This window comes from Sporacetigenium mesophilum DSM 16796 (assembly GCF_059569055.1).
Map to the genome: position 1 here is coordinate 166,520 of NZ_JCANUR010000003.1, position 25,626 is coordinate 192,145.

The 25,626-nt window shown below is 28.7% G+C and carries 25 protein-coding genes and 1 riboswitch; of the genes, 6 read left to right on the plus strand and 19 right to left on the minus strand.

The features are described 5' to 3' along the window. Positions 1-22: 22 nt before the first annotated feature. Together BS62_RS04970 and BS62_RS04975 are read right to left on the minus strand one after the other, a co-directional pair. Complete coding sequence (locus BS62_RS04970; protein ID WP_496490149.1) at positions 23-1,465, minus strand: ATP-binding protein; 1,443 nt, start codon at positions 1,463-1,465, stop codon at positions 23-25. A 353-nt stretch (positions 1,466-1,818) separates the two neighbouring features. Beyond that, positions 1,819-2,973 (minus strand): DEAD/DEAH box helicase, encoded by a 1,155-nt coding sequence (locus BS62_RS04975; RefSeq protein ID WP_496490150.1) that lies wholly within the window; start codon positions 2,971-2,973, stop codon positions 1,819-1,821. 164 nt (positions 2,974-3,137) lie between these two features. On the opposite strand from BS62_RS04975, the gene BS62_RS04980 reads away from it, so the two are divergent. The 3 genes from BS62_RS04980 (at position 3,138) to BS62_RS04990 (ending at position 6,372) form a co-directional block, all read left to right on the plus strand. Beyond that, the gene (locus BS62_RS04980) at positions 3,138-3,515 is read left to right on the plus strand and encodes a hypothetical protein (protein ID WP_496490151.1); all 378 of its coding nucleotides are present in this window, start codon (positions 3,138-3,140) and stop codon (positions 3,513-3,515) included. A 172-nt stretch (positions 3,516-3,687) separates the two neighbouring features. Beyond that, entirely contained in the window at positions 3,688-4,956 is a 1,269-nt protein-coding gene (locus BS62_RS04985; RefSeq protein ID WP_496490152.1) for a PAS domain-containing protein, read from the plus strand. 156 nt (positions 4,957-5,112) lie between these two features. Then, positions 5,113-6,372, plus strand: coding sequence for a diguanylate cyclase domain-containing protein (locus BS62_RS04990; RefSeq protein ID WP_496490153.1), 1,260 nt, complete (start codon positions 5,113-5,115; stop codon positions 6,370-6,372). A 101-nt stretch (positions 6,373-6,473) separates the two neighbouring features. Here BS62_RS04990 and BS62_RS04995 read toward each other — a convergent pair whose 3' ends face one another. The 13 genes from BS62_RS04995 to BS62_RS05055 form a co-directional block, all read right to left on the minus strand. Then, positions 6,474-6,698 (minus strand): hypothetical protein, encoded by a 225-nt coding sequence (locus BS62_RS04995; RefSeq protein WP_496490154.1) that lies wholly within the window; start codon positions 6,696-6,698, stop codon positions 6,474-6,476. A 176-nt stretch (positions 6,699-6,874) separates the two neighbouring features. Next, positions 6,875-8,278: a YfcC family protein gene (locus BS62_RS05000; RefSeq protein ID WP_496490155.1), complete on the minus strand. Its 1,404-nt coding sequence runs from the start codon at positions 8,276-8,278 to the stop codon at positions 6,875-6,877. Between the two features lie 97 nt (positions 8,279-8,375). After that, positions 8,376-8,551: riboswitch (Lysine riboswitch) on the minus strand. A gap of 88 nt (positions 8,552-8,639) precedes the next feature. Next, the gene (locus tag BS62_RS05005; RefSeq protein ID WP_496490156.1) at positions 8,640-8,903 is read right to left on the minus strand and encodes a cupin domain-containing protein; all 264 of its coding nucleotides are present in this window, start codon (positions 8,901-8,903) and stop codon (positions 8,640-8,642) included. 116 nt (positions 8,904-9,019) lie between these two features. Continuing rightward, a complete protein-coding gene (locus BS62_RS05010; RefSeq protein ID WP_496490157.1) occupies positions 9,020-9,784 on the minus strand; it encodes a MerR family transcriptional regulator in 765 nt (254 codons plus the stop codon). A gap of 147 nt (positions 9,785-9,931) precedes the next feature. Then, complete coding sequence (locus tag BS62_RS05015) at positions 9,932-11,332, minus strand: peptide MFS transporter (protein ID WP_496490158.1); 1,401 nt, start codon at positions 11,330-11,332, stop codon at positions 9,932-9,934. Between the two features lie 268 nt (positions 11,333-11,600). Then, positions 11,601-12,143 carry a helix-turn-helix domain-containing protein gene (locus tag BS62_RS05020; protein ID WP_496490159.1) on the minus strand — a complete coding sequence of 181 codons (543 nt, stop codon included), beginning with the start codon at positions 12,141-12,143 and terminating at the stop codon, positions 11,601-11,603. A 32-nt stretch (positions 12,144-12,175) separates the two neighbouring features. Beyond that, positions 12,176-12,952 carry a YhfC family intramembrane metalloprotease gene (locus tag BS62_RS05025; protein ID WP_496490160.1) on the minus strand — a complete coding sequence of 259 codons (777 nt, stop codon included), beginning with the start codon at positions 12,950-12,952 and terminating at the stop codon, positions 12,176-12,178. Between the two features lie 196 nt (positions 12,953-13,148). After that, a complete protein-coding gene (locus BS62_RS05030; RefSeq protein ID WP_496490161.1) occupies positions 13,149-13,652 on the minus strand; it encodes a fascin domain-containing protein in 504 nt (167 codons plus the stop codon). Between the two features lie 81 nt (positions 13,653-13,733). Further along, positions 13,734-14,240, minus strand: coding sequence for a fascin domain-containing protein (locus BS62_RS05035; RefSeq protein ID WP_496490162.1), 507 nt, complete (start codon positions 14,238-14,240; stop codon positions 13,734-13,736). 70 nt (positions 14,241-14,310) lie between these two features. Continuing rightward, on the minus strand, positions 14,311-15,237 hold the full coding sequence (locus tag BS62_RS05040) for a DMT family transporter (RefSeq protein ID WP_496490163.1): 927 nt from the start codon (positions 15,235-15,237) through the stop codon (positions 14,311-14,313). A gap of 104 nt (positions 15,238-15,341) precedes the next feature. Next, on the minus strand, positions 15,342-15,725 hold the full coding sequence (locus BS62_RS05045; RefSeq protein ID WP_496490164.1) for a Fur family transcriptional regulator: 384 nt from the start codon (positions 15,723-15,725) through the stop codon (positions 15,342-15,344). A gap of 241 nt (positions 15,726-15,966) precedes the next feature. After that, on the minus strand, positions 15,967-16,506 hold the full coding sequence (rbr, locus tag BS62_RS05050) for a rubrerythrin (protein WP_496490165.1): 540 nt from the start codon (positions 16,504-16,506) through the stop codon (positions 15,967-15,969). A gap of 201 nt (positions 16,507-16,707) precedes the next feature. Continuing rightward, a complete protein-coding gene (locus tag BS62_RS05055; RefSeq protein WP_496490166.1) occupies positions 16,708-17,271 on the minus strand; it encodes a histidine phosphatase family protein in 564 nt (187 codons plus the stop codon). A gap of 234 nt (positions 17,272-17,505) precedes the next feature. Between BS62_RS05055 and BS62_RS05060 the strand changes: the two genes are divergently transcribed. Together BS62_RS05060 and BS62_RS05065 are read left to right on the plus strand one after the other, a co-directional pair. Next, positions 17,506-18,075, plus strand: a complete 570-nt coding sequence (locus tag BS62_RS05060) for a PadR family transcriptional regulator (RefSeq protein WP_496490167.1) — start codon at positions 17,506-17,508, stop codon at positions 18,073-18,075. Between the two features lie 17 nt (positions 18,076-18,092). Continuing rightward, the gene (locus BS62_RS05065) at positions 18,093-19,598 is read left to right on the plus strand and encodes an MDR family MFS transporter (protein WP_496490168.1); all 1,506 of its coding nucleotides are present in this window, start codon (positions 18,093-18,095) and stop codon (positions 19,596-19,598) included. Positions 19,599-19,844: 246 nt separating this feature from the next. Here BS62_RS05065 and BS62_RS05070 read toward each other — a convergent pair whose 3' ends face one another. Then, entirely contained in the window at positions 19,845-20,417 is a 573-nt protein-coding gene (locus BS62_RS05070; protein ID WP_496490169.1) for a hypothetical protein, read from the minus strand. A 1,126-nt stretch (positions 20,418-21,543) separates the two neighbouring features. Further along, positions 21,544-23,421 carry a molecular chaperone HtpG gene (htpG, locus tag BS62_RS05075; protein WP_496490170.1) on the minus strand — a complete coding sequence of 626 codons (1,878 nt, stop codon included), beginning with the start codon at positions 23,419-23,421 and terminating at the stop codon, positions 21,544-21,546. 197 nt (positions 23,422-23,618) lie between these two features. Between htpG and BS62_RS05080 the strand changes: the two genes are divergently transcribed. After that, a complete protein-coding gene (locus BS62_RS05080) occupies positions 23,619-23,990 on the plus strand; it encodes a pyridoxamine 5'-phosphate oxidase family protein (RefSeq protein WP_496490171.1) in 372 nt (123 codons plus the stop codon). A gap of 174 nt (positions 23,991-24,164) precedes the next feature. Here the strand turns inward: BS62_RS05080 and BS62_RS05085 are convergent, their stop codons facing one another. Then, positions 24,165-24,641, minus strand: a complete 477-nt coding sequence (locus BS62_RS05085) for an LURP-one-related/scramblase family protein (protein ID WP_496490172.1) — start codon at positions 24,639-24,641, stop codon at positions 24,165-24,167. 104 nt (positions 24,642-24,745) lie between these two features. Continuing rightward, positions 24,746-25,384: a YgaN family protein gene (locus BS62_RS05090; RefSeq protein ID WP_496490173.1), complete on the minus strand. Its 639-nt coding sequence runs from the start codon at positions 25,382-25,384 to the stop codon at positions 24,746-24,748. Positions 25,385-25,626 lie beyond the last annotated feature (242 nt).

A 25,626-nucleotide genomic window follows, 5' to 3' on the forward strand; every position in this document is an offset into this window, starting at 1 on the left:
AATAAAAATAACAAAAAAGAGCCTATAGGCTCTTTTTACCTTTCATAAACCCAAATATTCCTGAATTATTGGATTTTATACTAGAAGCAATCACCTTATAAGCTAATCTACCGATTGTCTTTGTAAGTTCATTCTCAAACTCTCTAGTGCAATCCGATGCATATGTTTTATAATGTATTACTTCATGCACTAAAGTGCCTAAAAATTGCTCTGGAGATTTAAGTTGAGACCTTTTAATTACTATCATATCTGCTTGATGGTCACACACTCCCAATATTTCTTCCTCCATGCTTTTATGCATTGTATTGGATATTTTTACTTTCTTTAACACATTATTAAATTCTAACTCTTTAGCTAGGTTTTCACATAAATCATACACTTTTTGTTCTTCCTTAGTTAAATCTTTATAGTTAACAAAATCAAATTTGAAGTTTTCTTCGTATGATTTCATAAAAGATGATAACGTACCCATCTCATTTCCATGGTCATCTTTCATGCCTTCAAACTTTGAAGCTATATTTTCAGGAATATATATTATTTTCTTACCTTCTGATTCTATTGTATTTCTTACATCTTCGCTAACATAGTTTCCCTGAGGAAGAAATACAACATTCCCTTGCTTATTTACCTGTTTTGCCATATGAGTAGCGACATCTAACCAAGCTATTTCATCACAGCTATTTCCATAAGAAACTTTTTCTAATTGCTCCATCATAACATTTAAAACTTCTTCATTAGATGAATTTAATAATATTTGCTTTACCCTATCTGTATAAGCACTCCTACCTACGTTTGTTCTTTCTCTATTTAAAGCCTTTTTGATTGAAGCATTTATATTAGTTATGTTGTAATGGAACACAAAGTTCTCTTCTTGAGCTATTTTCATTCCATTTACATATATATTCGATATATCATTATATCTTGCTTTCTTATAAATTTCTCCATATCTTGTAATCTGTAATAGCTCGGAGCTGGTGTATTTTATAAAATTTGATTGTGCCTTTTTCATATCTTCATTAGCGCAATTCTCCAATATAAAATCAGTACCTACTATATCTGTATTCTCTACTTCCATTATTTCAGCATGTAAAGTCTCGATATCGTTAAATCCATGCTTTGATGTCATTACTGTTTTTATAATAGAACTTTTTGTTTTTATAGTTACAATTACATTGTGCCTATGAAATGTAGCCAGAGCATCTTTAAGTCCTACACCAAATTTTCCTATTAAATCTTTTCTAGACAGTTTTTCTTCACTTTCATTTTGAGTAAAATGTAAATACTTAAGACCTCTTCCATAATCTCTTATATGCCACTTGTCATTGTTATCTTTATATATTTCAACTGGTTTAGCATTAGTTATTATTGTTTCATCTTCAGCATTTGCTATTATCTCTCTTATAGCATCTGCAACAGTCCAATTTTCAAGAACAGTTTCTATATTTAAATCAAATGTTCGTTTCATCCTATCTCACAATCTCCCTTTGTAAAGTATTCAAGTTATTTATATTGATAAATATGTAATTAATATTATATTCTATTCTTTCTAATAATATCATTTATACTTATTTTGGGAAATGAAAAACAATCACACAATAATATTTATTTATATAGTATAATTTCTCATATTGAAATACTTTTTTATCTCCTGATCTTAATAATAGCTTTTTGTATACTCTTACCCTTTTTAATCAGCCTCTGAATCTATGCTATTAACTCTCTAATAATATCTTTACTTCTATTATTTTACTCCCCCTATTTATTGTCTAAAAAATTAATGTTTAGCGCTCTAATATAAATATATCAAATATTATATTATTAGACATACTCTATAGTAATCATAACTACCAAAAAAGTATAATCAGTAGTTTTAACATCAAAAAACCTCTTTAGATACACCCTTGGGTCAAAAACATAATTATAATCACATATTATTACGTCTGATGATAAAGTTAAATCTAGTGATAGTTCAAATGGACAAAGCTTATATTCTTCACTAATTTTATCTATATTTTCTCTACTATAGTCGTCGTATTTTTTTAAAATTTCCTTTAATGAATCATTTATACGGTCATAATATCCATCTGCATAAGGACAATAATCTGGATTGCAATTAGCTTCATCCATTTTACAAATCTTATCCTTTGCAGTTATAGTTACAGATTTTATACCTAAGTTTTGTTTTCTCATTAAAGAAATACTATCCTGTGCTACTTCCCTAGTTATTGTTTTTGCTGTAAGATAAAATATCTTTGAAGTATGTTCTTCTCCCATTGCCTTAATAGATGGAAACAATGTTGATATAGTTTTTCCTGTACCTGTTGGAGCTTGGGCAAAGCACTTTTTGTTGTCAGTTATACCTTTATATACCCTCACTGCTAACTCTCTTTGTCCTGGTCTATAATTTTCAAATGGGAACTCTAGATTTTTTATAGATTTATTTCTTTTATCTATCCAATTACTTTCTATTTGAGCCCAATGCTTGTATTCATCAATAAGCCAATAGAAAAATTCTTTTAATTCCTCAAATGTATATGTTCTTCTCAGTATTCTCGTTGCCTTAGTTTCTATATTGTAATAAGTTATTTGTATATCTATATTTTCTAAATTATTTTGAAAACAATGTATATATCCATAACACTTTGCCTGTGCCCAGTGTAGCGGGTTAAAATCTTCATCTATTAAAAGCAGATCTTTAGTTGTAGTTTTTATTTCATCTATAATAGTCATTTCGTTTTCAATTAATATTCCATCTGCTCTTCCTTCAACTTTAATATCTATACCTTCATATGTAAAACTATGTTTTAGATGAACTTCTGCACTATAGTTTTCACCATATGATTTTTGAATTTGTTGATGTCCTCTTATACCTTCTATAGCTTTAACAGAGCCTACATATCTATTATCAATACTTCCACTTTTCATTATGAATTCAACTAAACTTCTTATAGATATTTTAACTTCTTTTTTCATATTAGTTACCTCGCACTTCTTAACAATAAGTACATTTTATCATATATGGCAATCCAACAAATACATAATCCTTTAATTTATAATTTTGTAATATTAATACCAACCCTGGGAATTATAAATATATAGTTTTTAAAAACTAAATGTAACTAAAGGAGGAAATTTTTATGAAGTTTAAAGTTTTCTGTATAGCATTATTATTTGTATTTATATTTACTTTAGGCTTTAACTATAGAGCATCCGCTTCTAAAGTGCAGGCTACTGTACCTGATTCTGTAAAAATTGTCTCATCAGATGCTGACCTTAAGGTAGGAGATTTCGGTCATGTAACAATACAAGGAAAACCAAAAACGCCATATACTATACGTACTTTATATAAACTTGGAGACAACACATATAATGTTCAACAAATGCGTGTTACAGACGAAAATGGTAAATGTACATTTAACTGGTTTGTAGAAGATGGTACTACTCCAGGAGAAAATACAGCAACAATTACTGGTGATGGACAACCTATGGATATTACCCATGTAGTTACAGAATAAATAAACTAAAGTAAGGGGTATGCAAATCTGCATACCCCTTACTTTAATTTTTATAATAATATTTAGAATCATATGGAGATAATAAAAATTAATACAATAATAAGGTATAATATTATATAATTAATATATACTGCATAATTTAGCATAATTTGTCAGAAGGAGATTCATACATATGTGGAAGAATTATATTTGCGGAAATGATTGTAATAACTATCTAGACTCTTTTTTTAATTCGCTAAGTGATGGTGTTGCCTTTAATGAGTTAATTTATGATGATAATGGCAACATTGTTGACTATAAATTTTTACAAATTAATAATAGTTTTACAGAGATTACTGGGTTAACTGAAGATTATATTATTGGAAAAAAAGTTTCAGATCTTGAACCTACTTTAAACAAATTTTGGATTTACATTTATAACATTATTTCAACATTAGGAATTCCAAGTAATTTTAATCTTTATAATGAGCAACTAAATAAGCACTTTAAAGTTTATGTATCTAGTCAAATACAAGATAAATTCACTGTTTTTATTACTGATATAACTGATTTAAAAAAAGCTAATGAAATAACAAAAAAGCATCATCTTTTATTTGATAATGCACAAGATATCATTTTATATGCAGACGTTGACGGTAATATAATAGATGCTAATATTAGTGCTATATTAAAATATGGCTATTCTCTAAGTGAACTAACTAAGTTAAATGTTCAAAATTTAAGGCATTTTTCAACTAACAACTTATTTAAGGAACAAATGAAAGAAGCTGATAAAAATGGCATTATATTTGAATGTGAACATGTAAAAAAAGATGGAACTAGATTCCCTGTTGAAGTTAGTGTTAAAAGTACACTAGTAGATAATTATAGAATACGAATGCACGTGGTTCGAGACATATCTGAAAGAAAAATTGAAGAAGAGAAAATATTATATCTTGCAAATTACGATTCTCTAACTGATATACCAAATAGAAACCACCTTATGAACCATCTTAATTTAATATTAAAACATGCAAGTAGAAGAAATTTTAAGTTTGCTGTAATGCTGTTTGATATAGATAAATTCAAGAATTTTAATGATACATATGGACATAATATTGGTGATTTTGTTCTTAAAGAAACTGCTCGAATTGTTGAAAATACCATTAGACAGGCAGATTTTATTGCAAGACTTGGTGGAGATGAATTTGTAATTGTTCAGCCATATATAAGTAATCATGAAAACTCTATGGTACTTATAAGAAGAATTTTAGAAAATCTTAAGGCTCCATTGAAAGTAGATGACTTAGAGTTAACTGTTAATTTAAGCATAGGTGTGTCTATTTACCCAGATGATTCAACTAATATAGATACACTTATAGATTTTGCTGATAAGGCTATGTATTCTGCAAAGCAAACTAAAGGAAATTCTTTTGAGTTTTACTCAAATATTAAATTATAATATATTAAGATGAACTAGGTACATATCTAGTTCTTTTTTGTTTTTGTTTATAGACATAATTTGTTGTCAAATTTAATCAAAATAATAAAAATAAATATATTACTAAGCTACAATAATATATAATTAATATAACTATTATAGAAAGGGGTTGTCTGTATGTGGAGAAAATGTATTTGCAAAAACAATTGTAACGATTATCTTGACTCTTTCTTTAATTCAATAAGTGAAGGTTTTGCCTTTCATAAGTTAGTTTACGATGAAAATGACAACTATGTGGATTATGAATTTTTAGAAATTAACAACACTTTCACATATATTACTGGCTTTACTAGAGATGACATCGTCGGGAAAACGTTATCTGAAATTTTGCCTAACCTAGATAAGTTTGGCATTGAGATTTATGAGAAAATTTCAAATTCTACTCTACCTGTTAGTTTTGATATATATCATGAAAAACTAGATAAATACTTTAGAGTTTCAGTGTTTAGTCCAATAAAGGATCAATTTATTACTTTATTTACTGATACAACTGGTTTACAAAAGATTAATGAAATAATGAAAAAACATCATCTTTTATTTGATAATGCACAAGATATTATTTTTTATGCAGATGCTGATGGTAATATAATAGATGCTAATATTAGTGCTATACTAAAGTATGGATATTCTCTAAGCGAGTTAACTAGGTTAAATGTTCAGGACCTAAGACATAATTCAACTAATCACTTATTTCAACAACAAATGGAAGAAGCTGATACTACTGGTATTACATTTGAAGGTGAACATGTAAAAAAAGATGGTACCCGTTTCCCTATTGAGGTTAGTGTTAAAAGTACAATTGTAGATGAACAAAGATTGAGAATTCATATTGTTAGGGATATATCGGAGAGAAAAATTGCTGAAGAAAAAATACTTTATCTTGCTAACTACGACTCACTTACTGGAATACCAAACAGGACATATCTTATGAATCGACTAAAGTTGATATTAGAAGATGCCAATAGAGAAGATTTTAAATTTGCTTTGATGCTATTTGATATAGATAAATTTAAGAGAATTAACGATGTACATGGACATGACTGTGGAGATTTTGTTCTTAGAGAAACTGCTCAACTTGTTAAAAACACTATAGGTCATAGAGATTTTGTTGCGAGACTTGGCGGGGATGAATTTGTAATAATTCAGCCTTATATAAATAATACTGAAGACTCTTCTATTCTTTCAAAAAAAATCATAGAGAGTCTCAAGTCACCATTAAAGTGGTATAATGTTGATTTACATATAGACATAAGTATAGGGATATCTGTTTTTCCAAATGATTCAAATGATATAGAAAATCTTATGCGTTTTGCTGATAAGGCTATGTATTCTGCAAAACAAGTTAGTGGGAGCTCTTTTGAATTTTATTCAAAATAAAAATTCGCTACGCTCATGTCGCCAACGGCCTCGAAAAGCAGGTACGTTGCTCAAATTTAGTAGTTAAAAGGTTGTATCTAATTAGATACAACCTTTTAACATTAATCTTTATAATTTGTTAGTGTATTAACAGTAGCTTCTAAAGCATTATCTACTGCATGTAGGGCAGTTTGTATTTTTTGTTTGTTTTCTGGTTTTTCTACAGAATCTAAGGCTTTACTTAAACAATTTTTAGAATTTTGAAGTTGACCACAAACTTCGTCAACATATTGTTTTGCATTTTTATTTTGGTTATTTGGCATATTAATGTTCATATTCATATCCATAGTTATACCTCCGTAATTTTTTTATGCTAGTGGCACAATTTTATTATCTACTATTAACATAAAAAAATTCTTAGTATATTTTGTTTTTAACTTTTTGAAGCTGTTATAAATTAATATAATAAAAGACTCATCAAACGGAAATATAATTAGTTTGATGAGTCTTATTACTTTTTTATTTAAAATCCTATATATAAACTTATTGTTAAAAGTGTCATACATGCAACTGTTAATATTGATAATAATGGAGCTACGAATCTAACCCACTTAGACCATGGAATATTTGCAATAGCCAATGCTCCCATCAACACTCCTGACGTTGGAGTTATAATATTTATAAGTCCTGATCCAAATTGATAAGCAGTTACTATAGATTGACTTGATACATCAACCAAATCACCAAGGGGTGATAAAACAGGCATTGTAAGTGATGCAAGACCTGAACTAGATGGTATCAAGAAAGTTAAAGCTCCTTCTATAATCATAGTTAAGTTTATAAATACAGCTTTTGGTAGACTTTGTAATAAGTTTGCTGCTGAGTTTAGCATAGTATCTATTATAAATCCATTTTGAGCTACAATAACTATACCACGAGCTAGCGCTATTGCTAATGCTGCTGAAGCTAAATCCTTAGCACCATCTATAAATGAAATTGCTATTACATCTTCTTTAAGTCCTCCAGCTATACCAGATAAAACTCCTATTCCTATAAATACCATTGCTATTTCTGCTATATACCAACCTTGAGTAAGTACTCCCCATACCATAATTCCCATACCTACTCCAAATATTAAAAGAACTGATATTTCTCTTAATGTAATTTTCTTTATAGTTTCTGATGTAAATGCTACTTCATTATTTAAGCTTTTATCTATTTCATACACTATAGATGACTTAGGATTTTTCTTTACATTCTTAGCATAAACCATCATAAATGTTATCGCTATTGTCATAAGAACTATGAATATTATTGCTCTATACTCTATTCCAGACCCTGGTGTTATCTGAGATAATGCTTGTGCTATACCTACTGAGAAAGGATTTACAGTAGAAGCTGTACATCCAACTAATGCTCCTAAAAAAACAGTTCCTATTGCTGTCAATGAATCATATCCTAGTGATGTCATAAGAGGAATGAGTATCATATAAAATGGTAGTGTTTCTTCCGCCATCCCAAATGTAGTTCCCCCTAGTCCGAATAATATCATAGACACCGGTATTATAAAAACTTCTTTTCCTTTAAGCTTACTTATAACAGATCTTATTCCTGACTCAATTGCCCCAGTTTTATTTACTATACCAAAAGATCCTCCAACAAATAAAACAAATCCAACTACTTCTGCAGCATCTATAAATCCAGTTATAGGAGCTACAAATATATCGTCTATTCCTTGTGGATTTCTCTCAACAGACTGGTAGGTTCCTGGAACTACTACCATTCTGCCATCTACTTCTTCTCTAGAGAATTCTCCGCTTGGTATTATCCAAGTAAGAGCAGACATTATAACTATAAGGGAAAATATAATAGTATAAGTATGAGGTATAAATAATTTCTTTTTTGTTGCTTGTGCTACATTGTTCATGTGTTTACTCCTCCTTTAATAATAATATAAAAAGCCTTGAGCTTTTCACCCAAGGCTTTTTATAAGTACGCAAAAAATACGCACAATATAATTTCCCTTAAATGATAGCTCACCACAAATATTATTTGTGACAGTGATACATATATTCTATGCACCCCCAGCAATACAACCTTAAAGCATCAGTTGTACACTTCGGCGATCATCCCTTTCCCAGTAAATCATTGTGCTTACCTCATTACTAGTACTAATAAATCTCGCGCCTCTATCTTTTTATTCTTTTTAATATAATAGATAATATACCATGTCCTTATAGTATGTTCAACATATTTCTTTGTATTTCTACAATTTTACATTTTGATTTTTAATCATTAACAACAGGTATTAAAAACGAACTAACATAAAGATTATTATCTGATCTTAATGCATGCATTGTATCTGCAGGAACTATAAATGCCTCACCAACAGTTAATTTTATCTCTCTATCTTCTAAAACACCAAACCCTTCACCCTTAATACAGTAAAATATTTCATCATGTTTAGGATGTTTATGTAAAGGTACTTTCTTTTCTTGTGGAATATGATATACCTTTGTAACGATTTCATCTTTTATATTTTCTAAATTCATTTAGATCACTCCTCGATGTAAATATTATTTATTATATTATATCACATTTAATTTAAAGGATTATATATCTAAAAAAGCGATTGGTTACCCAATCGCTTTTTTTGTTAATACTATTTTTACTTTTGCATTCCAGTATATATAAAAACTGCATCCCTTAGAAACTCTGCTGTTCCTGGTTGTTCTTTGTCATAATACGCTGTAAATCTTTCATCATCTACATACATCTGAGCAACTCCTGCATGTGCTTCTTTAGTGTATCTATCCCAGTAAAAGCTTAGCCACTGACGATGTAAATCTACTGCCCTTTGTGCTAATTCACCTGCAGGGTCACCAGTTTTAAATGCTTCACTAAGAGTTTCATTAACCTCATTTGTAAGTTTTGTAATTTCATCATATTCTTCTTGAGTCATATTTTTAACTTTATTGTTTGATTTATTAACAGCTTCATCTCCGTATTTTTCACGGATTTCTTCTCCGTATTTCTTTTCATTTTCATCAACTAGTTTTTTCTTAAAACCTTCAAATTTTTCTTTATTACTCATAATAACACTCCTTTCTGTACATTCAATTGTTTTATCAACATTTGCAATTAACATATCTAACTGTTTTCTTTTTTCAAGGAGCTTTTCACGATGTTCTATAAGTGCTTTAGCTCCATCAAAAGAAGGTGATGTTACTATGTTTTTAATCTCATCTAATCCTACGCCTAACTCTCTATAAAATAGTATCTGCTGCAACATGTCGACTTCTTTTTGACCATAAATACGATATCCAGATGAATTAATTCTTGCCGGCTTAAGAATTCCAACTTCATCATAATATCTCAATGTCCTAGTACTAACTCCTGCCAGTTGACCTAGCTTTTGCACTGTATATTCCATGTTATCGCCTCCTCATAAATAACTATACACCCTTACGTTGCGTCAATGTCAACAGATATAAATAAGTTTTTTTATAAATTATAGCATATAAAAAAGCGACTGAACTTATTCAATCGCTTTTTTAGACTTACTAACATCTTATATAATTTATATTGCTTTTAAAGTATCAACTTTTTCTTCATCATCAGACATCATTGAAACAATCTTTTTATTAATAGCTAATATTACAACTGTTCCAACAACTAATACAATTGGTATAGCTATGAAAACTTGTATTAATCCCATTTGCTCTATTACAGCTTGTACATATCCAGCTGATTTGTTTGCAACGAATGTAGCTGCTGCCCAAACACCCATAAGTAATGATAAATATTTAGCTGGTGCTATTTTACTTACTAATGAGTTTCCAAGAGGTGAGAAACACATCTCCCCTATTGTTTGGAATACAACAAAGAATACTAACCATAATACACTTGCTTTTACAGTTGAAGGGGCACCTATTCCTCTTGTTACCTCAGCACCTATTACAAATACGAACGCTAATGCTAAGAATGTGAATCCTAAAGCTATTTTTTGAGGCATACTTAAGTCGCCTTGTGGTCTCTTAGATAATCTTGTCCATATTGCAGCCATAACTGGCCCTAAAACAACACATAATACACCATTTAATGTAGTTTCTATCCACATTACTGGTATTTCAAAGTTACCAACTGAAAGATCAACGAAATCTTTCATATATAATGCTAAAGATGATCCTGCTTGGTTATAGAACACCCAGAAGAATATAGAGAAGAACGATAATATGAATATAACTTTAACTCTATCTTTTTCCTTCTTAGTCAATGGTCTATCTGAATTTTTATTATCATTATTTTCAACTGATTTATCAAGCATTTTTTGAGGATATTTTCCTGCATCACCTAAATACTTCATTGATGATGCAAACATTATTCCTCCAACTACGTTTATTGCAGCTGCTAATAAGAAACATTGTCTGAATCCATATTGTATAAGTTCACCATTTTCTATTACAGCAAAAGTTTGAGTATATAATATACCTACTATTAATGAACCTAAAAATGCTCCTAAATTAACGAAAGTATATAATATAGAATAAGCTGCATCTTTTCTGCTATTATCATCATAAAGCTCTCCAACCAATGCATTTAAGTTACCTTTAAAGAATCCTGTACCTATAGATATTAAAATTATCATTGAATGAATCCATATTATACTTGTGGCAAAGAATCCTAATACATAGCCAGCTGCCATAATTAATGTACCTATAATTATACAATATCTAGCTCCTAACCATCTATCACAAATCATCCCACCAAATATTGGGGCTAAATATGTAAATGCTGTTAAGTTTGCTGCTATTGCTGCTGCATCAACATAGTCAATGCCTAATCCACCCATAGCTATTGTTTCTGCTAAGAATAATAACAGTAAAGTTTTTGATCCATAATATGCAAATCTTTCAAATGTAAATGTTAATCCACATATATATAGTCCTTTAGGGTGCTTTGCAGTTGTTGCTTGTCCCATTATGTCTCCTCCTTGTTTGATTGTAAGTCTTGATATGATACTACTATCTTTATATTTTGCATATTATAATTTATCACTTTTTATTATTGTTTTCAATATATTTTCTATCGATTTTTCATGATTTTTGTCGATTCGTTATAATTAAATTTAATTATTAATTTTTCATATAATTATTGCTTCTTTTCTCTCAATTTTACTCGTATTTACTTCAGTTTATAGCACAAATATAGCTGCACCTAAAATTAGATGCAGCTTTTAATATACAAAATTAATTATTACTGTCCTTAACTGGCATAATAATAGTTGAAAACTTTCTCAGTTTTCTTACTTCATTAGATTTATTATCTATTACTTTCTCAAATGCTTTAGACAAATCTTTAAGAAAATCTAAACATTCTTCATCACTTAAATAAATAGGAACACTTCTAAATCCAACTATATCTTTTTCTAAATCAATACTTTCTCCACTCATATAATTTTCAAAATCTGATAACAAAGATATCATATAATTATAAAATAAATCTAGTTTTACCTGTTTACTTCCATCAATTGCTTCTTCATTTACTTTACTATATGGATCTTCTTTTATTATATAAGTTTTTTCTAGAGTACCCCTTATCTTCTTTTCTGAATATACATCTATAATATTATCATTAACTAAAGCGTTTATATGTCTATACAAACTAGCCTTAGGAACATCACTTAGTTCCTGTGATATTTCTTTAACTGTTAATTTACCATTTTTTAATAATGTCTGAATTATTTTCATCCTTATTGGATGTAAAATGCTTTTAAATACTCTACTTTCCATTTTATCCCTTCCTAAACTTCTATTTATTTTAATTACAAATCTAAGTTTTTATCTTTGTATATTTTTTTTGATTTTTTTATATACATAAAAGCTACAACAGCAAATAATAAGATAACACCTTCTACTATCCATACATTGCCAATAACTTTCATTTGATAAAGTATGGCTGGTATATCAATGATAGCATGAAGAATAATTGCTACAAATAAATATTTTATATTTTCTATATTAATAGAATAAAGAACCAAAATTGAAAGAGCTATTTGTATAACTAAAGCACATAATCTTTCAAAACCTATAGCCAAAAATCCACTTGATGGTCCCGTTAACATAAGTTTTAATTCATTGGCAGTTTCTATAGGTATTTGCGTACCTATTAATTGGTCAAAGTTACCTGAGTTTATCATTATAGAAATAACCATATAGTTTACAACAATTAGTATTCCTAATAAGATAGCCTCTATTCCTCCGTGTCCAAGGCCAAAAGCTACTCCATCTTTCCACTTTCTATATCCCTTCAAGAATTTCTTGTAGACAATATATCTTCCTACTTCTTCAAAAATTCCGGCCATTAATATTCCATATATTCCAAATAACACCGGATTTTTTATTAGATTATTAGTTATAACTACATAATGTATTGCCTTTTCAAATACTTGGGAAAATAATATGAAACATATAGCACCAAATATAATAGGTTTATAACTAATATTTTCATTTTTTCTAAAATATATAACTAAACCAACAACTGCAATCACAACTATTATAGCTGATATTATCATATTTATCATAGAGTTTATACTAACCATAAGCATCCTCCTTATTATAGTATCATTTTAAATAATATTATCACTTTTGATAATATTAATCAATACTTATATATATGCTTACAAAATAAAAAATCTCTATTATATAGAGATTTTTTCTAAGACTAATTATTTCATATATATTACAAAAAATCAGAAAATTTCCTAGGAAATTATTTCAACTTTCAACAATATATTATTATTCTTGAGGAATTATTGTATATATAGTTCTTGGCCCTTGTACTATGCCATAACCTGTTAATATCCTAGGTTCAATATCTAAGGTTAGTAAAAAATAGTCTTTAACTGTGACAAAGCTCACTTTATCAGGTCTTATTGGAACCAAATCAAACTGTTCATTAGGACCTATTGTAGTGCTTCTTGCATCTACTCTGTCTCCGCCTCCATTTACTGCACTTACATAATTTCCATTAGCAGTTCTTATTGCGAATTTATTTCTATCTAATCCTTGTGGTATTAATAAAAAAGTCTCATTTGTGCCTACTGTAACTGAGTTAGCAATTAGATATTGACCACCACCATTTACAGCGGTTAAAAAATATCCGTCTTCAGTCTTTAGTGCAATCTTTTGTATTTTGCCTTGTCTTAAACCTATTAATAGTTGAACTATAGGAAGCCCCACTTGCTCTTGTAGAACAGGTGAAATAGGTGCTCCATTTTGTAGTTGTTGTCTATTATACATATATATTCTCCTTTTAAAAATAAGTATTAATATAATATATGTATAATAAATAAAATTGTAAGTTTAATTTTAACAATATATTTATTGTGCCTGTGGAATTACTGTGTATATAGTTCTAGGCCCTTGTACAACGCCATAACCTGTTAAAATCCTAGGTTCAGTATCAAATGTTAGCAAGTAAAAGCCTCTTTGTGTGGTGAAGTTAGCTTGGTCAGGTCTTATAGCACCAAGACCAAATAGTTCATTAGGACCTATTGTAGTGCCTCTTGCGTCTACTCTGTCTCCTCCTCCATTTATAGCACTTATAAAATTTCCATTAGCAGTTCTTATTGCAACTTTATCTCTGTTTTGTCCTTGTGGAATTAATAAAAAAATCTCGTTTGGACCTATTTCTATTGAATTAGCAATTATATTTCCTCCACCACCATTCACAGCTGATAAAAAGTATCCATCTTTTGTCTTTAGCGCTACTTTTACAGTCTTACCTTGTCTTAATGCAATTATTATCTGAGATATAGGAAATGTAGCTTGCTCCTCTAATATAGGTGGCACAGGTGCGCCATTTTGTAGTTGTTGTCTATTATACATATATATTCTCCTTTTAAAAATAAGTATTAATATAATATATGCATAATAAATAAACTTGCTAGTTTAATTTTTATTCTTCATACTCTTCTATTTTTTCTTTACTTCCAAAATAATTAGTTCCCCAAACTCCTGCTAAAATCATAATACCACCAACGATTTGATACCAATAAAATGGCTCATTTGCTATCATAACTCCAGCTATAATTGATACTACACTTGAAAGATTTGAAAAAACAGCAGCTCTTGAAGCCTCAAGTTTTGATAAAGAGTAATTTACTAAGAAGAAAGCTATAATTGAAGAAAGTATTCCTAGATAAAATAACGCTCCAACTACTTTAGGATTTGACAAAGGAATAAAGTAATTATTTATATTTCCATTTATTAAGTGTTCTATTATTGAAATTGAATTAAATGTTATTGCCCCAATCCACATCATTGCAAAAGTAATTTCTACAGAAGTAAATTCCGTTGAGTATTTTCTAGATAGTATATTAAAAATAGATGCACACAATACAGCTAATAAAAGTGTCATTATTCCAACAAAACTAGACCCTATTTCACTACTTTTCATTACAACTATAAAAATAACACCTAAAACTGAAAACCCAACAAATAATGCCTGTATCTTAGTTGGAAATTCCTTTAAAAATATTGCTGCTAGTATTGTCACTAAAACAGGTACTAAGGCTAACATCATTCCAGATTCTGAAGTAGTTGTTAACTTTACACCATAAGTTTCAAATATAAAATATGCTACAGGCTGTGCCAGTGCAATTGCCATTAAGTTCTTAGTTGGCTTGCCCTTATATTCAACTTTAATTACTTTGGTTATATATAAAATTAATAATACAATTGCTGCTAAACCAAATCTAAAAGCTAGTAAGTGAAATGGCGCAACTTCATTTAAAGCTTCCTTTGTAAATAAAAATGAAAACCCAAATATTAAAGCCATTCCAATAGCCGCTAAATAAGGTAAATATCTTTTGTCTTCTGTCATAAATTCTGCCCCCTATTATTATTAAACACTAAACAATTATACAATATATACATAAAAAATGTTCCCCTAAATATTTTTTTAAGAGAACATTTTATAATTAATTTTTACACTATATCTTTATTACAATTTTTACATATTCCACTGAAAATAATGTTACTAGATATTATCTTAATATCTAACTCCTCTGATAATTTACCTGGTATATTCTCTATTAATTCTGATTCTATATCGTATATATCATTACAATTTTCACATAATAGATGACAATGGTCTTTTGTAGATACATCAAATCTATCTGGGTGACCTGGCACACTCACCTTTGTTATAAACCCATGCTCAACTAATTGAGATAAATTTCTATATACTGTTCCCAAACTTAAATTAGGGTTTTCCTTTTTAAGATGTTCATATATAAAATCAGCTGTCGGATGTACTTTGTTTTCTAATACCGTATCTAATATTAGTTTTCTTTGCTTTGAAAATTTCATATTTATCCCTCTTTTTTATTTTCATATGGTTTATTATCTATAGAATATACAATATTATTCTACTTTATATACTCATAATTGTAACTTATCAATATTTATAAGTTATAATTATCAACATATAATAATTCGTTTCACTCATGTCTCCAACGACCTTGAGAAAGTGGGACCTTTTTCAATTGGATATTATAAAAGCCTTATTAATTAAGATTTTATTTAATAAGGCTTTTATAGTGTATATTTATTAGAATTTATCAGATTTTATTTCAAAGTGTGCCTTTGGATGAGCACATACTGGACACATTTCTAATGCTTTGTTACCTGTATGTATATGTCCACAGTTCATACATCTCCACTCTACTGATTCTTCTTTTTCAAATACTTTTTCTTCTTGTACTGCTTTAAGAAGTTCTAAGTATCTTTCTTCATGTTGTTTTTCTATCTTTCCAACTGCTCTAAGTAAGAAAGCTATATCTTTAAATCCTTCAGCTTCAGCATCTTTTGCAAAGTTTTCATACATATCTGTCCACTCTTCGTGTTCACCAGCTGCAGCATCTTTTAAGTTTTGCTCAGTTGATGGAACTCCACCATCATGTAATAATTTGAACCACATTTTAGCATGTGCCATTTCATTATGAGCAGTTTCTTCAAATACTGCTGCTATTTTGTTGTATCCTTCTTTTTTTGCTTGTGATGCATAATAAGTATACTTATTTCTTGCTTGAGATTCACCAGCAAATGCAGCCATTAAATTTTGTTCAGTTTTAGTTCCTTTTAAATTCATTTTATTACCCCCATATATTTTATGTAATAATAGTAATCGTTACTATTATTAGCTTAATTGATATTCTCATATTAGTCAATAATTTTCTTTTACCCATTCTTTATATTCTGACAAAGTGTATTCTTCTGTGATTCTTCAAAATCATTTCATAGGTATGTAATCTTTCCTCTAACAAAAACTATTAATCTTTTACTTGTAATTTTATTTCAATATATACTCTTCTATTTTGATAACATCTTCTCCATCGAAACTAATACAAACAATAAAAGGCATAAAACTTTTAATTCTCTCAAATTCATTGTAATTAAAATTATTATCAAAATAATTTATAATTGTACTTAATGCAGTCCCGTGTGTGCCTATAACAATATTTTCGTTTGTATTTTCCCTTAATATCTCTTGAAGAGCAGTTATATTCCTTTTTTGAACCTCATTTAAATTTTCTCCATCAGATAATTTATAATCAAAATTATTCCATTGTTCTTTTGAAAATTTATCAAAATCTTCTATCCATATATTATCTACTTTTCTTTCTCTAAAATCATCAATAATATTAATCTCTAAATCTGATATTTTTGCAAAATCATTTATTGTATCAATAGCTCTCTTGTATGGACTCGAAAAAACTTTAGTGATATTTCTATTCAATAAGAATTCTGTTACCTTTTTACAATCATTTACTCCCTCTTCAGTAAGTGGACGTATTAAATCATCTTTTATTGAAAAATCTGGTTTTGCATGACGTACAAAATATACCTTTGCCACAGTAACTCCCCCTAATAATACATTATTTGCCCTGAGACTTTAATACAAATTTAGTATACAATAAAATACGATTCTACACCAATATATAGTTTAATTATTCTAAATTGCTTATATGTCATTATTGACATATATATGTATTTAATATATTATATAGAATGTTGTTTTATATATGTCACTTTTGACATATGCCATTTATAAAATGTATTGGCAATATTACATAGGGAGTTGTGATTTATGAATAAGTTATCTTTCGGGCTTCTTAGCCTATTATCAACAGATTCAATGTCAGGTTATGATTTAACTTTGAAAATTAACAAATTTTGGCGCTCTACTCATAGTGCTATATATCCTTTACTTTCAGAATTAGAGGAAAAGGGTCATATTGAATTAACATTAAAAAAGCAAAGTGGTAAGCCCGATAAAAAGATATATAACTTAACAGTTCAAGGTAAGGAATTTTTACATGAATGGTTCATATCTGAAACTAGCGATCCAGTTATTAGAGATGAAATGACGTTAAAATTATATTGTATAAAATGTATGGATTCTGATTCTGCAGAAAAACTTCTCAATGAACTTGAGGCAAGATATAGGAGAAAAATTGAAGAACACAAAAACTCTTTAGAAAAAATTAAACTTAGATCCTGTGAGAATTCTGATGATATACCTCCATCAATATTTGGCGGTTATATATTGACTCAAAGAATATTAAATGAGGCTATATTAAACCTTAAATGGTGTGAATGGGTTAGAAATCTATATAAGAAAAATGATTTCAGTTTTTTGGATGAAGACTTTAAATAAGAAAGGAAAGTAAATCTATGGAAGAAAAAATTTCACAGCAAAAATTTGCCAACAAAGATATTTATGGAAAAGAATATAACAGAACTTTACTTATGATTGCAATAATGATTGGATCATTTGTTGCAATCTTAAATCAATCTATACTATCTACTGCGTTACCAAATATAATGCAATATTTTGAAATACCTGCAAGTACAGTGCAATGGCTAACAACATCATTTATGCTTGTTAATGCCATAATGATTCCTTTAACAGCTTTGTTAATTGAAAAAATCTCAACTAAAAAATTATTTATGTTTTCTATGTTCATGTTTGGGATCGGAACAATTATATGTGCATTTTCTCCAAGTTTTGAGTTTCTTCTTATTGGAAGAATAGTTCAAGGTATTGGTGCAGGAATAATGATGCCTTTGATGAATACTGTACTTCTTTTGATTTTCCCACCTGAAAAGAGAGGCTCAGTAATGGGTATCTTTGGTTTAGTTGTATGTTTTGCTCCCGCTATAGGACCTACTTTAGCAGGATTGGTTATTGATACATGGAGCTGGCACTATTTATTTTATATGTTAATTCCTATAATAGTTTTTGATACAATTTTTCTATTTTTCTTTATGAAGGATGTTGTACCATTAAAAAACCCTAAGATAGATTTTCTATCTATAGCTTTATCAACATTAGGTTTTGGTGCAATGTTGTTTGGATTTAGTAATGCTGGAAGTAAAGGTTGGTCTGATATTAGTGTTACTGGAACTATAATTTTAGGAACAGTTATAACTGCTTTATTTGTATGGCGTCAAATTAATATGGAAAATCCAATGCTTGAGATGGACGTTTTTAAATCAAAAACATTTACACTTACAACTATAATAGGAAGTATTTTGAGTATATCATCTGTAGGAGCAAGTATTATAGTGCCAATATTTCTTCAAACTATACTTGGAAAATCAGCTTTTACAAGCGGATTAGTACTTCTACCAGGTGCATTATTAATGGCAGTTATGATGGTAGTATCTGGACGTTTATTTGATAAGTATGGTGTAAAAAAATTAGCAATACCTGGGATTATTTTATTAATTATTTCAACTTTCCCTTTTACAAAATTGCATAATGATACCTCAGCTATGTATATTGCTGTTTTATATGCAATTAGATATATTGGAATTGCCCTTGTTATAATGCCAATGCAGACAGCCGGAGTGAATGATTTACCTAATAAACTTCTGCCACATGCAAATGCCGTTGTTAATACAGCAAAACAAGTATCAGGATCTATCGGATCTGCAATATTAATAACTATAATGTCTAATGTTGCAACTTCTAATGCTCCAGCTAAATCTCTTGCTAAAACAAATATAGAACTTTATAATTTAGAAATGTTAGATGCTGCAATAAAAGGTATGAATACTACATTTATATTCGTTATAGTTATAACTGTAATTGCTTTAGTTGTATCATTCTTCTTAAATGATAAAAAGAAGAATAACTCCCCTGTTATGTGCAATGAGGTAGAACAGCTTGCTTAACTGTTGATATTAAAAGAGAGTGTTTTACACTCTCTTTTTGTTAAAATATAGTATATACATACCGTATATCAAAATTATTACCATATACGATTTTTGCTTCAGGTTTTTATACAACTGCGTATTAAACTATATATTTATTATATAATAAATATAACAATTTCAACACTGGTCTAAAACATAGCCAATTTTAAAAGGGCCTTTCGGCTCCTTAGTATTTACCCTGCATTTAAGTATAATGAATTATAATTAACTAAGCCCCATAAAATCTATTTTTTGCAACTGCCATCGTCCATCTTTAACTACGATTGTAGTTCTAAAATATTCTGCTGCTACTGGAGTAACGTGCCAATATCCTTCAATAACTACTTCAGTCTTAGACACAATTTTCTCGTTATATATTCCTAAGAGAACTCCATTTATCAAAGTTAAATCAGAAGCAAACATAGTTGCTAATCCTTTTTCTGTTAATGTCTCAGGAGATTCATTCATAACCTCTATCTTATAATTATTTTTAAAGTAATCTAAGATTTGCTGTTTTCCTTCTTGTGAAATCTTATCAAAAGATTTACTTCTCATATCAATTGCGAGATAATCATACTTTCGCTCATATATACTTAGAACTCCTCTTTTAGGTACAAAAGAATCGAATGCAATTTTATAAATGTCTACTAAGTCCTTTGAATCTAATTTAGAAGAATCTTCTGTTGGATTATCTAGATTTGGTTTATTTATAGCATTCTCTAAATTTGGTTGATTATAGCAGCCTCCAAGCATAATAAACATACTTATCATACAAAATATTAATATTATTCTTTTCATGTTTTTCTCCTCAATGTATTCTTAAATACCTTCTATGATATGTATTTTTAGCATTTGCTTTAAATTTATTTATAGTTTTATTAATGCTTTATCTTAATAGGAAAAAACAAAGTCTATATCTTAAAATAAATGGTTTACATTTGAGGTGCAAAGTATTAAATCTTACTCAGAATATCAACCCAAATCACAGTAAAAATCACGCAAAAAGAGTGTGCTTTTCAACTAAAAACACACTCTTTTTATTTAGAAAAAAATTTACACAGTTTATAAACACTATGAATTCTTCTTAATATAGATTTTAAAAACCTTTATAGCTAGATACATCGTATATATGGCTGTAAATTTTATAAACCAGTCAACATACATACTAAAAAATGCATAATACATAAATATCTCCCCTTTTTTATATTCTTACATAAATGTATAATATTCTACAACTATGCAATAAACTATATTTGTATAGTATTATAAATATAGCAATTTCAACAATGATTTAAAGCATATCCTAAATCTATAATTATAAAACCTACAATAATATACCTTATTTTTATGAAATTCTCCTTGTCTATTAATATTTCTTAACTTTATCATATATCTAGTAAATCCACCACATAGCCAAAACGAATAATAAGAAAGAGAAGTTAGATATATATATTATATCCTTAATTCTAACCATACGAAATATGAATACTATAAATAGCGTAATAAAAAAATGTCATCATTTTTTAACATCCGCATATTATAAATTAAGCTTGAAACTTTTTGCTCATTTAGTTTTAAGCCTCACTCGATGATATTTAAAAATCTTATTTAGGATTTATAATCCTAAGAGAAAAGACCAGACGGAAACCCTGGTCTTTTTTCATGTAAAAAAATAGAATTAATTAAACAATTCTATTTTATCTTCTTTGAATAACTTCTATTATATTTATTTGCTATATTCTCTACGTTAAGACTTAACGTATTTCTAACCATAAGCAAATACGCCATAGCCAACAATTTAATTTTAAATCTACTGACTTATATTTCTGTATATGTATTTTTATAATAGCTTAATGCTCAACAACTCTTTATTGCAATAAAAAATTTAAAAATCCCTTAGAGTTTTTATCTAAGGGGTTTTTATCTATTTCATTATTTTACAAATATTATTAGTAAATTCTATAGGGTCAGATACTGTAAGACCTTCTATAAGTAACGCTTGATTATATAGTATATCTGCATATAATTTAAACTTTTCTTTGTCATTATCATAAGCTTCTTTTAATGAATTAAATACATCGTGATTTACGTTTATTTCTAATACTTTATCAGCTTGTATGTTTTCGTTATTAGGCATAGATCTTAGGATCTTTTCCATTTCAATTGTAAGTTCACCTTCATTTGATAAACATACTGGATGATTTTTAAGTCTCTTTGATGCTCTAACAGCTTTAACTTTTCCACCTAAAATATCCTTAATATTTTCAAATAAATTCTTGTTTTCATTTTCTTCAGTTTCAGACTTCTTATCTTCTTCATTTTCTATACCTAGGTCACCACTAGATACAGATTTAAATTCCTTTTCTTTGTAGTTCATCATAACTCTTATTGCAAACTCATCTACATCATCTGTAAAGTATAGTATTTCATATCCTTTATCTAATACGCCTTCTGTTTGTGGCATTTTCTCAATTCTTTCAACTGATTCTCCTGAAGCATAATAAATATACTTTTGATCTTCTGGCATTCTAGAAATATACTCATCTAAAGTAACTACTTTCTTTTCTTTTGATGAATAGAACATTAGTAGATCTTGTAAGTCCTCTTTATTCATTCCAAAATCATTATACACACCAAATTTTAATTGTCTTCCAAATGAATCGTAGAAAGTTTCATATTTTTCTCTTTCATTTTTTAACATATTTTCTAACTCTTTTTTGATTTTGTTTTTTATATTTTTAGCAATAAGCTTTAATTGTCTATCGTGTTGTAGTATCTCTCTGGATATGTTAAGAGATAAATCCTCTGAATCTACTATACCTTTAACAAATCCAAAATAGTCAGGAAGTAAATCTCCACACTTATCCATAATTAAAACGCCATTTGAATATAGCTCTAAGCCTTTTTCATAGTCCTTTGTATAAAAATCATATGGCATTTTTTCTGGAATATATAATATAGCATTATAACTTACTGCACCATCAACGCTTAAGTGAATATGCTTTAGTGGTTTATCAAATCCATAGTGCTTTTCAAAATAGAAGTTATTATAATCTTCCTCAGTAAGTTCTTTTTTGTTCTTTCTCCATAGCGGAACCATACTATTTATAGTTTCTTCTTCTGTATAACTTTCGTATTCGCTTTCACTGCCAGTTTTAAGTCTGCTTTTACTTATATCCATTTTAATTGGGTATCTAATAAAGTCAGAGTATTTCTTAATAATATTTTTTAGTCTATATTCATCTAAATAATCATCAAAGTTTTCATCTTCATTGTTTGTTTTTATATTAAGTATTATTTCTGTACCAACTGAGTCTTTTGTCCATGACTCAATAGTATACGCATCTGCCCCTTGTGACTCCCACTTATAAGCTTCATCGCTACCAAAAGCTTTAGTTATAACAGTAACCTTATCAGCTACTAAGAATGCAGAGTAAAACCCTACACCAAACTGACCTATTATATCGTATCCATCTCTTAATTCGTTTTCTTTTTTGAATTGTAATGATCCACTCTTTGCTATAACTCCAAGATTTTCATCAAGTTCATCTTTCGTCATACCAATACCAGTATCAATAATTCTTAATGTTCTATTTTCTTTATTTGGAATTACTTTAATATAATAATTTTCTTTTTCAAAGTTTATAGATTCATCTACTAATGCTTTGTAGTAAATTTTGTCCATTGCATCACTTGCATTAGAAATAAGCTCTCTTAAAAATATCTCCCTGTTTGTATAAATCGAGTTAACCACAATGTCTAGCAGCCTTTTTGACTCAGCCTTAAACTGTTTTGTTTCCAATTTAAACATCTCCTTTCAAACTCTATATGTATACAGTGTTATTAGCACTCCCTTTTATCGAGTGCTAACCATATATTTTATATATCATATTTTTACATATTATGTCAATACGTTTTCTTTAAAATGAATCATTAATAAAACTTTTTATAAGGGGAAATATATAATGTAGAAAAATTTTTTTGAAAGGCGGATATTATATGATACCTGAAAAATTATTAGAGATATTAAAACACGAAGGTGTAGTTGCTATAGCTACCCAAGGTGAAAAAGGGCCTCACCTTGTTAACAGTTGGAACAGCTATATTAAGGTTTTCTCTGACAATTGTTTTACCATTCCAGCTGGTTATATGAATGAAACAGAGGCTAATATTAATAAGGATAACAAAGTGCAAGTTACAGTTGGCAGTCGAGAAGTTGCTGGATTTAACGGGCCAGGCACTGGTTTTTTAATAGAAGGTACTGCAAGTTTTGAAAAATCAGGTCCTGAGTTTGATGATATTAAAGAAAGATTCCCTTGGGCTAGGGCTGCACTAAAAATTAATGTTAGCTCAGCAACTCAAACACTGTAAACTACAAAAAATTCGCTTCGCTCATGTCGCCAACGACCTTGAGAAACAGGTCCGTTGCTCAAGTTTATCAGTAGTAAATTATACCTTATCCACAGAACGGATAAATTATAATTTACTTATAAGCAAAGGTTGTATCATTTTGGATACAACCTTTTTCTATACAAAATTCTATACTTAATTAGATTTATGTCTATCTATTATATCATCTATTATTACTACTAAACTCAATATAAATGCTTCATCTTCAAAATCTATATCTACAGTATAATTATCTGTAAATGCAAATAATTCTCTTGTTGCTCTTGCAATTATTCTATCGTCCTTAACTATTGTGTAGTTATAGTGAAATATATCTCCTTGGATTTTTATTTCTCCATATTTGCTATCTACTTTTAGCTTATCACTGAAAAAAGTTAGTTTTTGACTTACATTTGCTATTATATTTCCACTTTCAAAAACCTCATAGTTTGCCATAAATGACAATAGTCTTTGTTTTGCTGAATATATAATATTATTGTTTTTTAGGATGTCAAATTGCAAACCCAATGAAATAAATTTATTATCTACAAAGAAACATTCTTCATCAAATTCATTTTTTATCCAAAAATCTTCTTTTAACTTAAAAAACTTTGATTTCATATAATATCTCATTACTAACTACCCCCTATTTTTTATTATAGCTATATTTTAATATAGCCTTGAAATTAGGTAAACAAGTGAAGCAGAATAAATAAATAATGCTCCTAATGCAGGATTTACAATTGTTTATCAGAAAAGGTTAATGTGACTACCTGTACTAAATCCATTCCGTCGAACTTTGACGGAACAAAATAGTCTTGTGGAGAATAGCTTCTCATACTTGTGCCGCTATCGTAGACCATAAGAGCAATAGGAATTTCCTTATTAATTTCTATCTTCTGGAATTCCTGTAAAAAGCCTTTAGTAGATGCCATTGTTTCTGTATCAAGTATGATTTCATCTGTTTTGTATGAAGCTCTTCCACTAGAATTTATATTGAAATCAATCGCATAATTTTCTTTTAGTTGCATTGTAAAAGTTCCAGTTAATTGCTCGATAGGCTCTCTTTCTGTACCTATTGAAATAGCTCCGCCACCAATACTGCTCCAATTTTCACCGTTTTCAAGCTTATACACGTTTACATTTAAAGTTATTGCTTCTCTTGGTGCATTGAAAGAAATTATTTGTGAATTGCCTTCCATTCCAAAAGACTGTAATACATGTTTCTCACTTTCTGATAATTCGTATGGCATAACCCCTTCCTTTGTTAAGGTTTTAGGTGAATCTGTCTCATTTGAACAGGCGACTAAAGTCATTATAATAGAAAATATTAATATTAGAGAACAAAGCCTTTTCTTTTTCATAGATACCCCCATAAACAACCTTTATTGTATATCATTATACCATTGTGAACTGAATCGTATTTAAGATTGATATTTATCTTCTAATTCTTTAACCCTATTTTCTAGATTATATAACCTACTATTTATTGACGTTCTCCTCATTGTATGGTTTTTTATAATCTTATATATAACAACAGGAATCGCTATTATTAGTGCAATGTTTAATAGCTAAATAACCGGTTTATTTTTGCTAATTATTATATCAACTATTTTAT

Bases quoted from the DNA above. Each gene is read 5' to 3' on its own strand.
- rbr (WP_496490165.1), bottom strand. From the start codon at position 16,506: ATGAATTTAAAAGGAACTAAAACTGAACAAAATTTAATGGCTGCATTT.
- BS62_RS04990 (WP_496490153.1), top strand. From the start codon at position 5,113: ATGTGGAGAAAATGTATTTGCAAAAACAATTGTAACGATTATCTTGAC.
- BS62_RS05035 (WP_496490162.1), bottom strand. From the start codon at position 14,240: ATGTATAATAGACAACAACTACAAAATGGCGCACCTGTGCCACCTATA.
- BS62_RS04995 (WP_496490154.1), bottom strand. From the start codon at position 6,698: ATGGATATGAATATGAACATTAATATGCCAAATAACCAAAATAAAAAT.
- BS62_RS05070 (WP_496490169.1), bottom strand. From the start codon at position 20,417: ATGAAAAGAATAATATTAATATTTTGTATGATAAGTATGTTTATTATG.
- BS62_RS05040 (WP_496490163.1), bottom strand. From the start codon at position 15,237: ATGACAGAAGACAAAAGATATTTACCTTATTTAGCGGCTATTGGAATG.
- BS62_RS04980 (WP_496490151.1), top strand. From the start codon at position 3,138: ATGAAGTTTAAAGTTTTCTGTATAGCATTATTATTTGTATTTATATTT.
- BS62_RS05005 (WP_496490156.1), bottom strand. From the start codon at position 8,903: ATGAATTTAGAAAATATAAAAGATGAAATCGTTACAAAGGTATATCAT.
- BS62_RS05015 (WP_496490158.1), bottom strand. From the start codon at position 11,332: ATGGGACAAGCAACAACTGCAAAGCACCCTAAAGGACTATATATATGT.
- BS62_RS05060 (WP_496490167.1), top strand. From the start codon at position 17,506: ATGAATAAGTTATCTTTCGGGCTTCTTAGCCTATTATCAACAGATTCA.
- BS62_RS05090 (WP_496490173.1), bottom strand. From the start codon at position 25,384: ATGGGGGTATCTATGAAAAAGAAAAGGCTTTGTTCTCTAATATTAATA.
- BS62_RS04985 (WP_496490152.1), top strand. From the start codon at position 3,688: ATGTGGAAGAATTATATTTGCGGAAATGATTGTAATAACTATCTAGAC.
- BS62_RS05030 (WP_496490161.1), bottom strand. From the start codon at position 13,652: ATGTATAATAGACAACAACTACAAAATGGAGCACCTATTTCACCTGTT.
- BS62_RS05010 (WP_496490157.1), bottom strand. From the start codon at position 9,784: ATGGAATATACAGTGCAAAAGCTAGGTCAACTGGCAGGAGTTAGTACT.
- BS62_RS05025 (WP_496490160.1), bottom strand. From the start codon at position 12,952: ATGGTTAGTATAAACTCTATGATAAATATGATAATATCAGCTATAATA.
- BS62_RS05065 (WP_496490168.1), top strand. From the start codon at position 18,093: ATGGAAGAAAAAATTTCACAGCAAAAATTTGCCAACAAAGATATTTAT.
- BS62_RS05045 (WP_496490164.1), bottom strand. From the start codon at position 15,725: ATGAAATTTTCAAAGCAAAGAAAACTAATATTAGATACGGTATTAGAA.
- BS62_RS04975 (WP_496490150.1), bottom strand. From the start codon at position 2,973: ATGAAAAAAGAAGTTAAAATATCTATAAGAAGTTTAGTTGAATTCATA.
- BS62_RS05020 (WP_496490159.1), bottom strand. From the start codon at position 12,143: ATGGAAAGTAGAGTATTTAAAAGCATTTTACATCCAATAAGGATGAAA.
- BS62_RS04970 (WP_496490149.1), bottom strand. From the start codon at position 1,465: ATGAAACGAACATTTGATTTAAATATAGAAACTGTTCTTGAAAATTGG.
- BS62_RS05000 (WP_496490155.1), bottom strand. From the start codon at position 8,278: ATGAACAATGTAGCACAAGCAACAAAAAAGAAATTATTTATACCTCAT.
- BS62_RS05085 (WP_496490172.1), bottom strand. From the start codon at position 24,641: ATGAGATATTATATGAAATCAAAGTTTTTTAAGTTAAAAGAAGATTTT.
- BS62_RS05080 (WP_496490171.1), top strand. From the start codon at position 23,619: ATGATACCTGAAAAATTATTAGAGATATTAAAACACGAAGGTGTAGTT.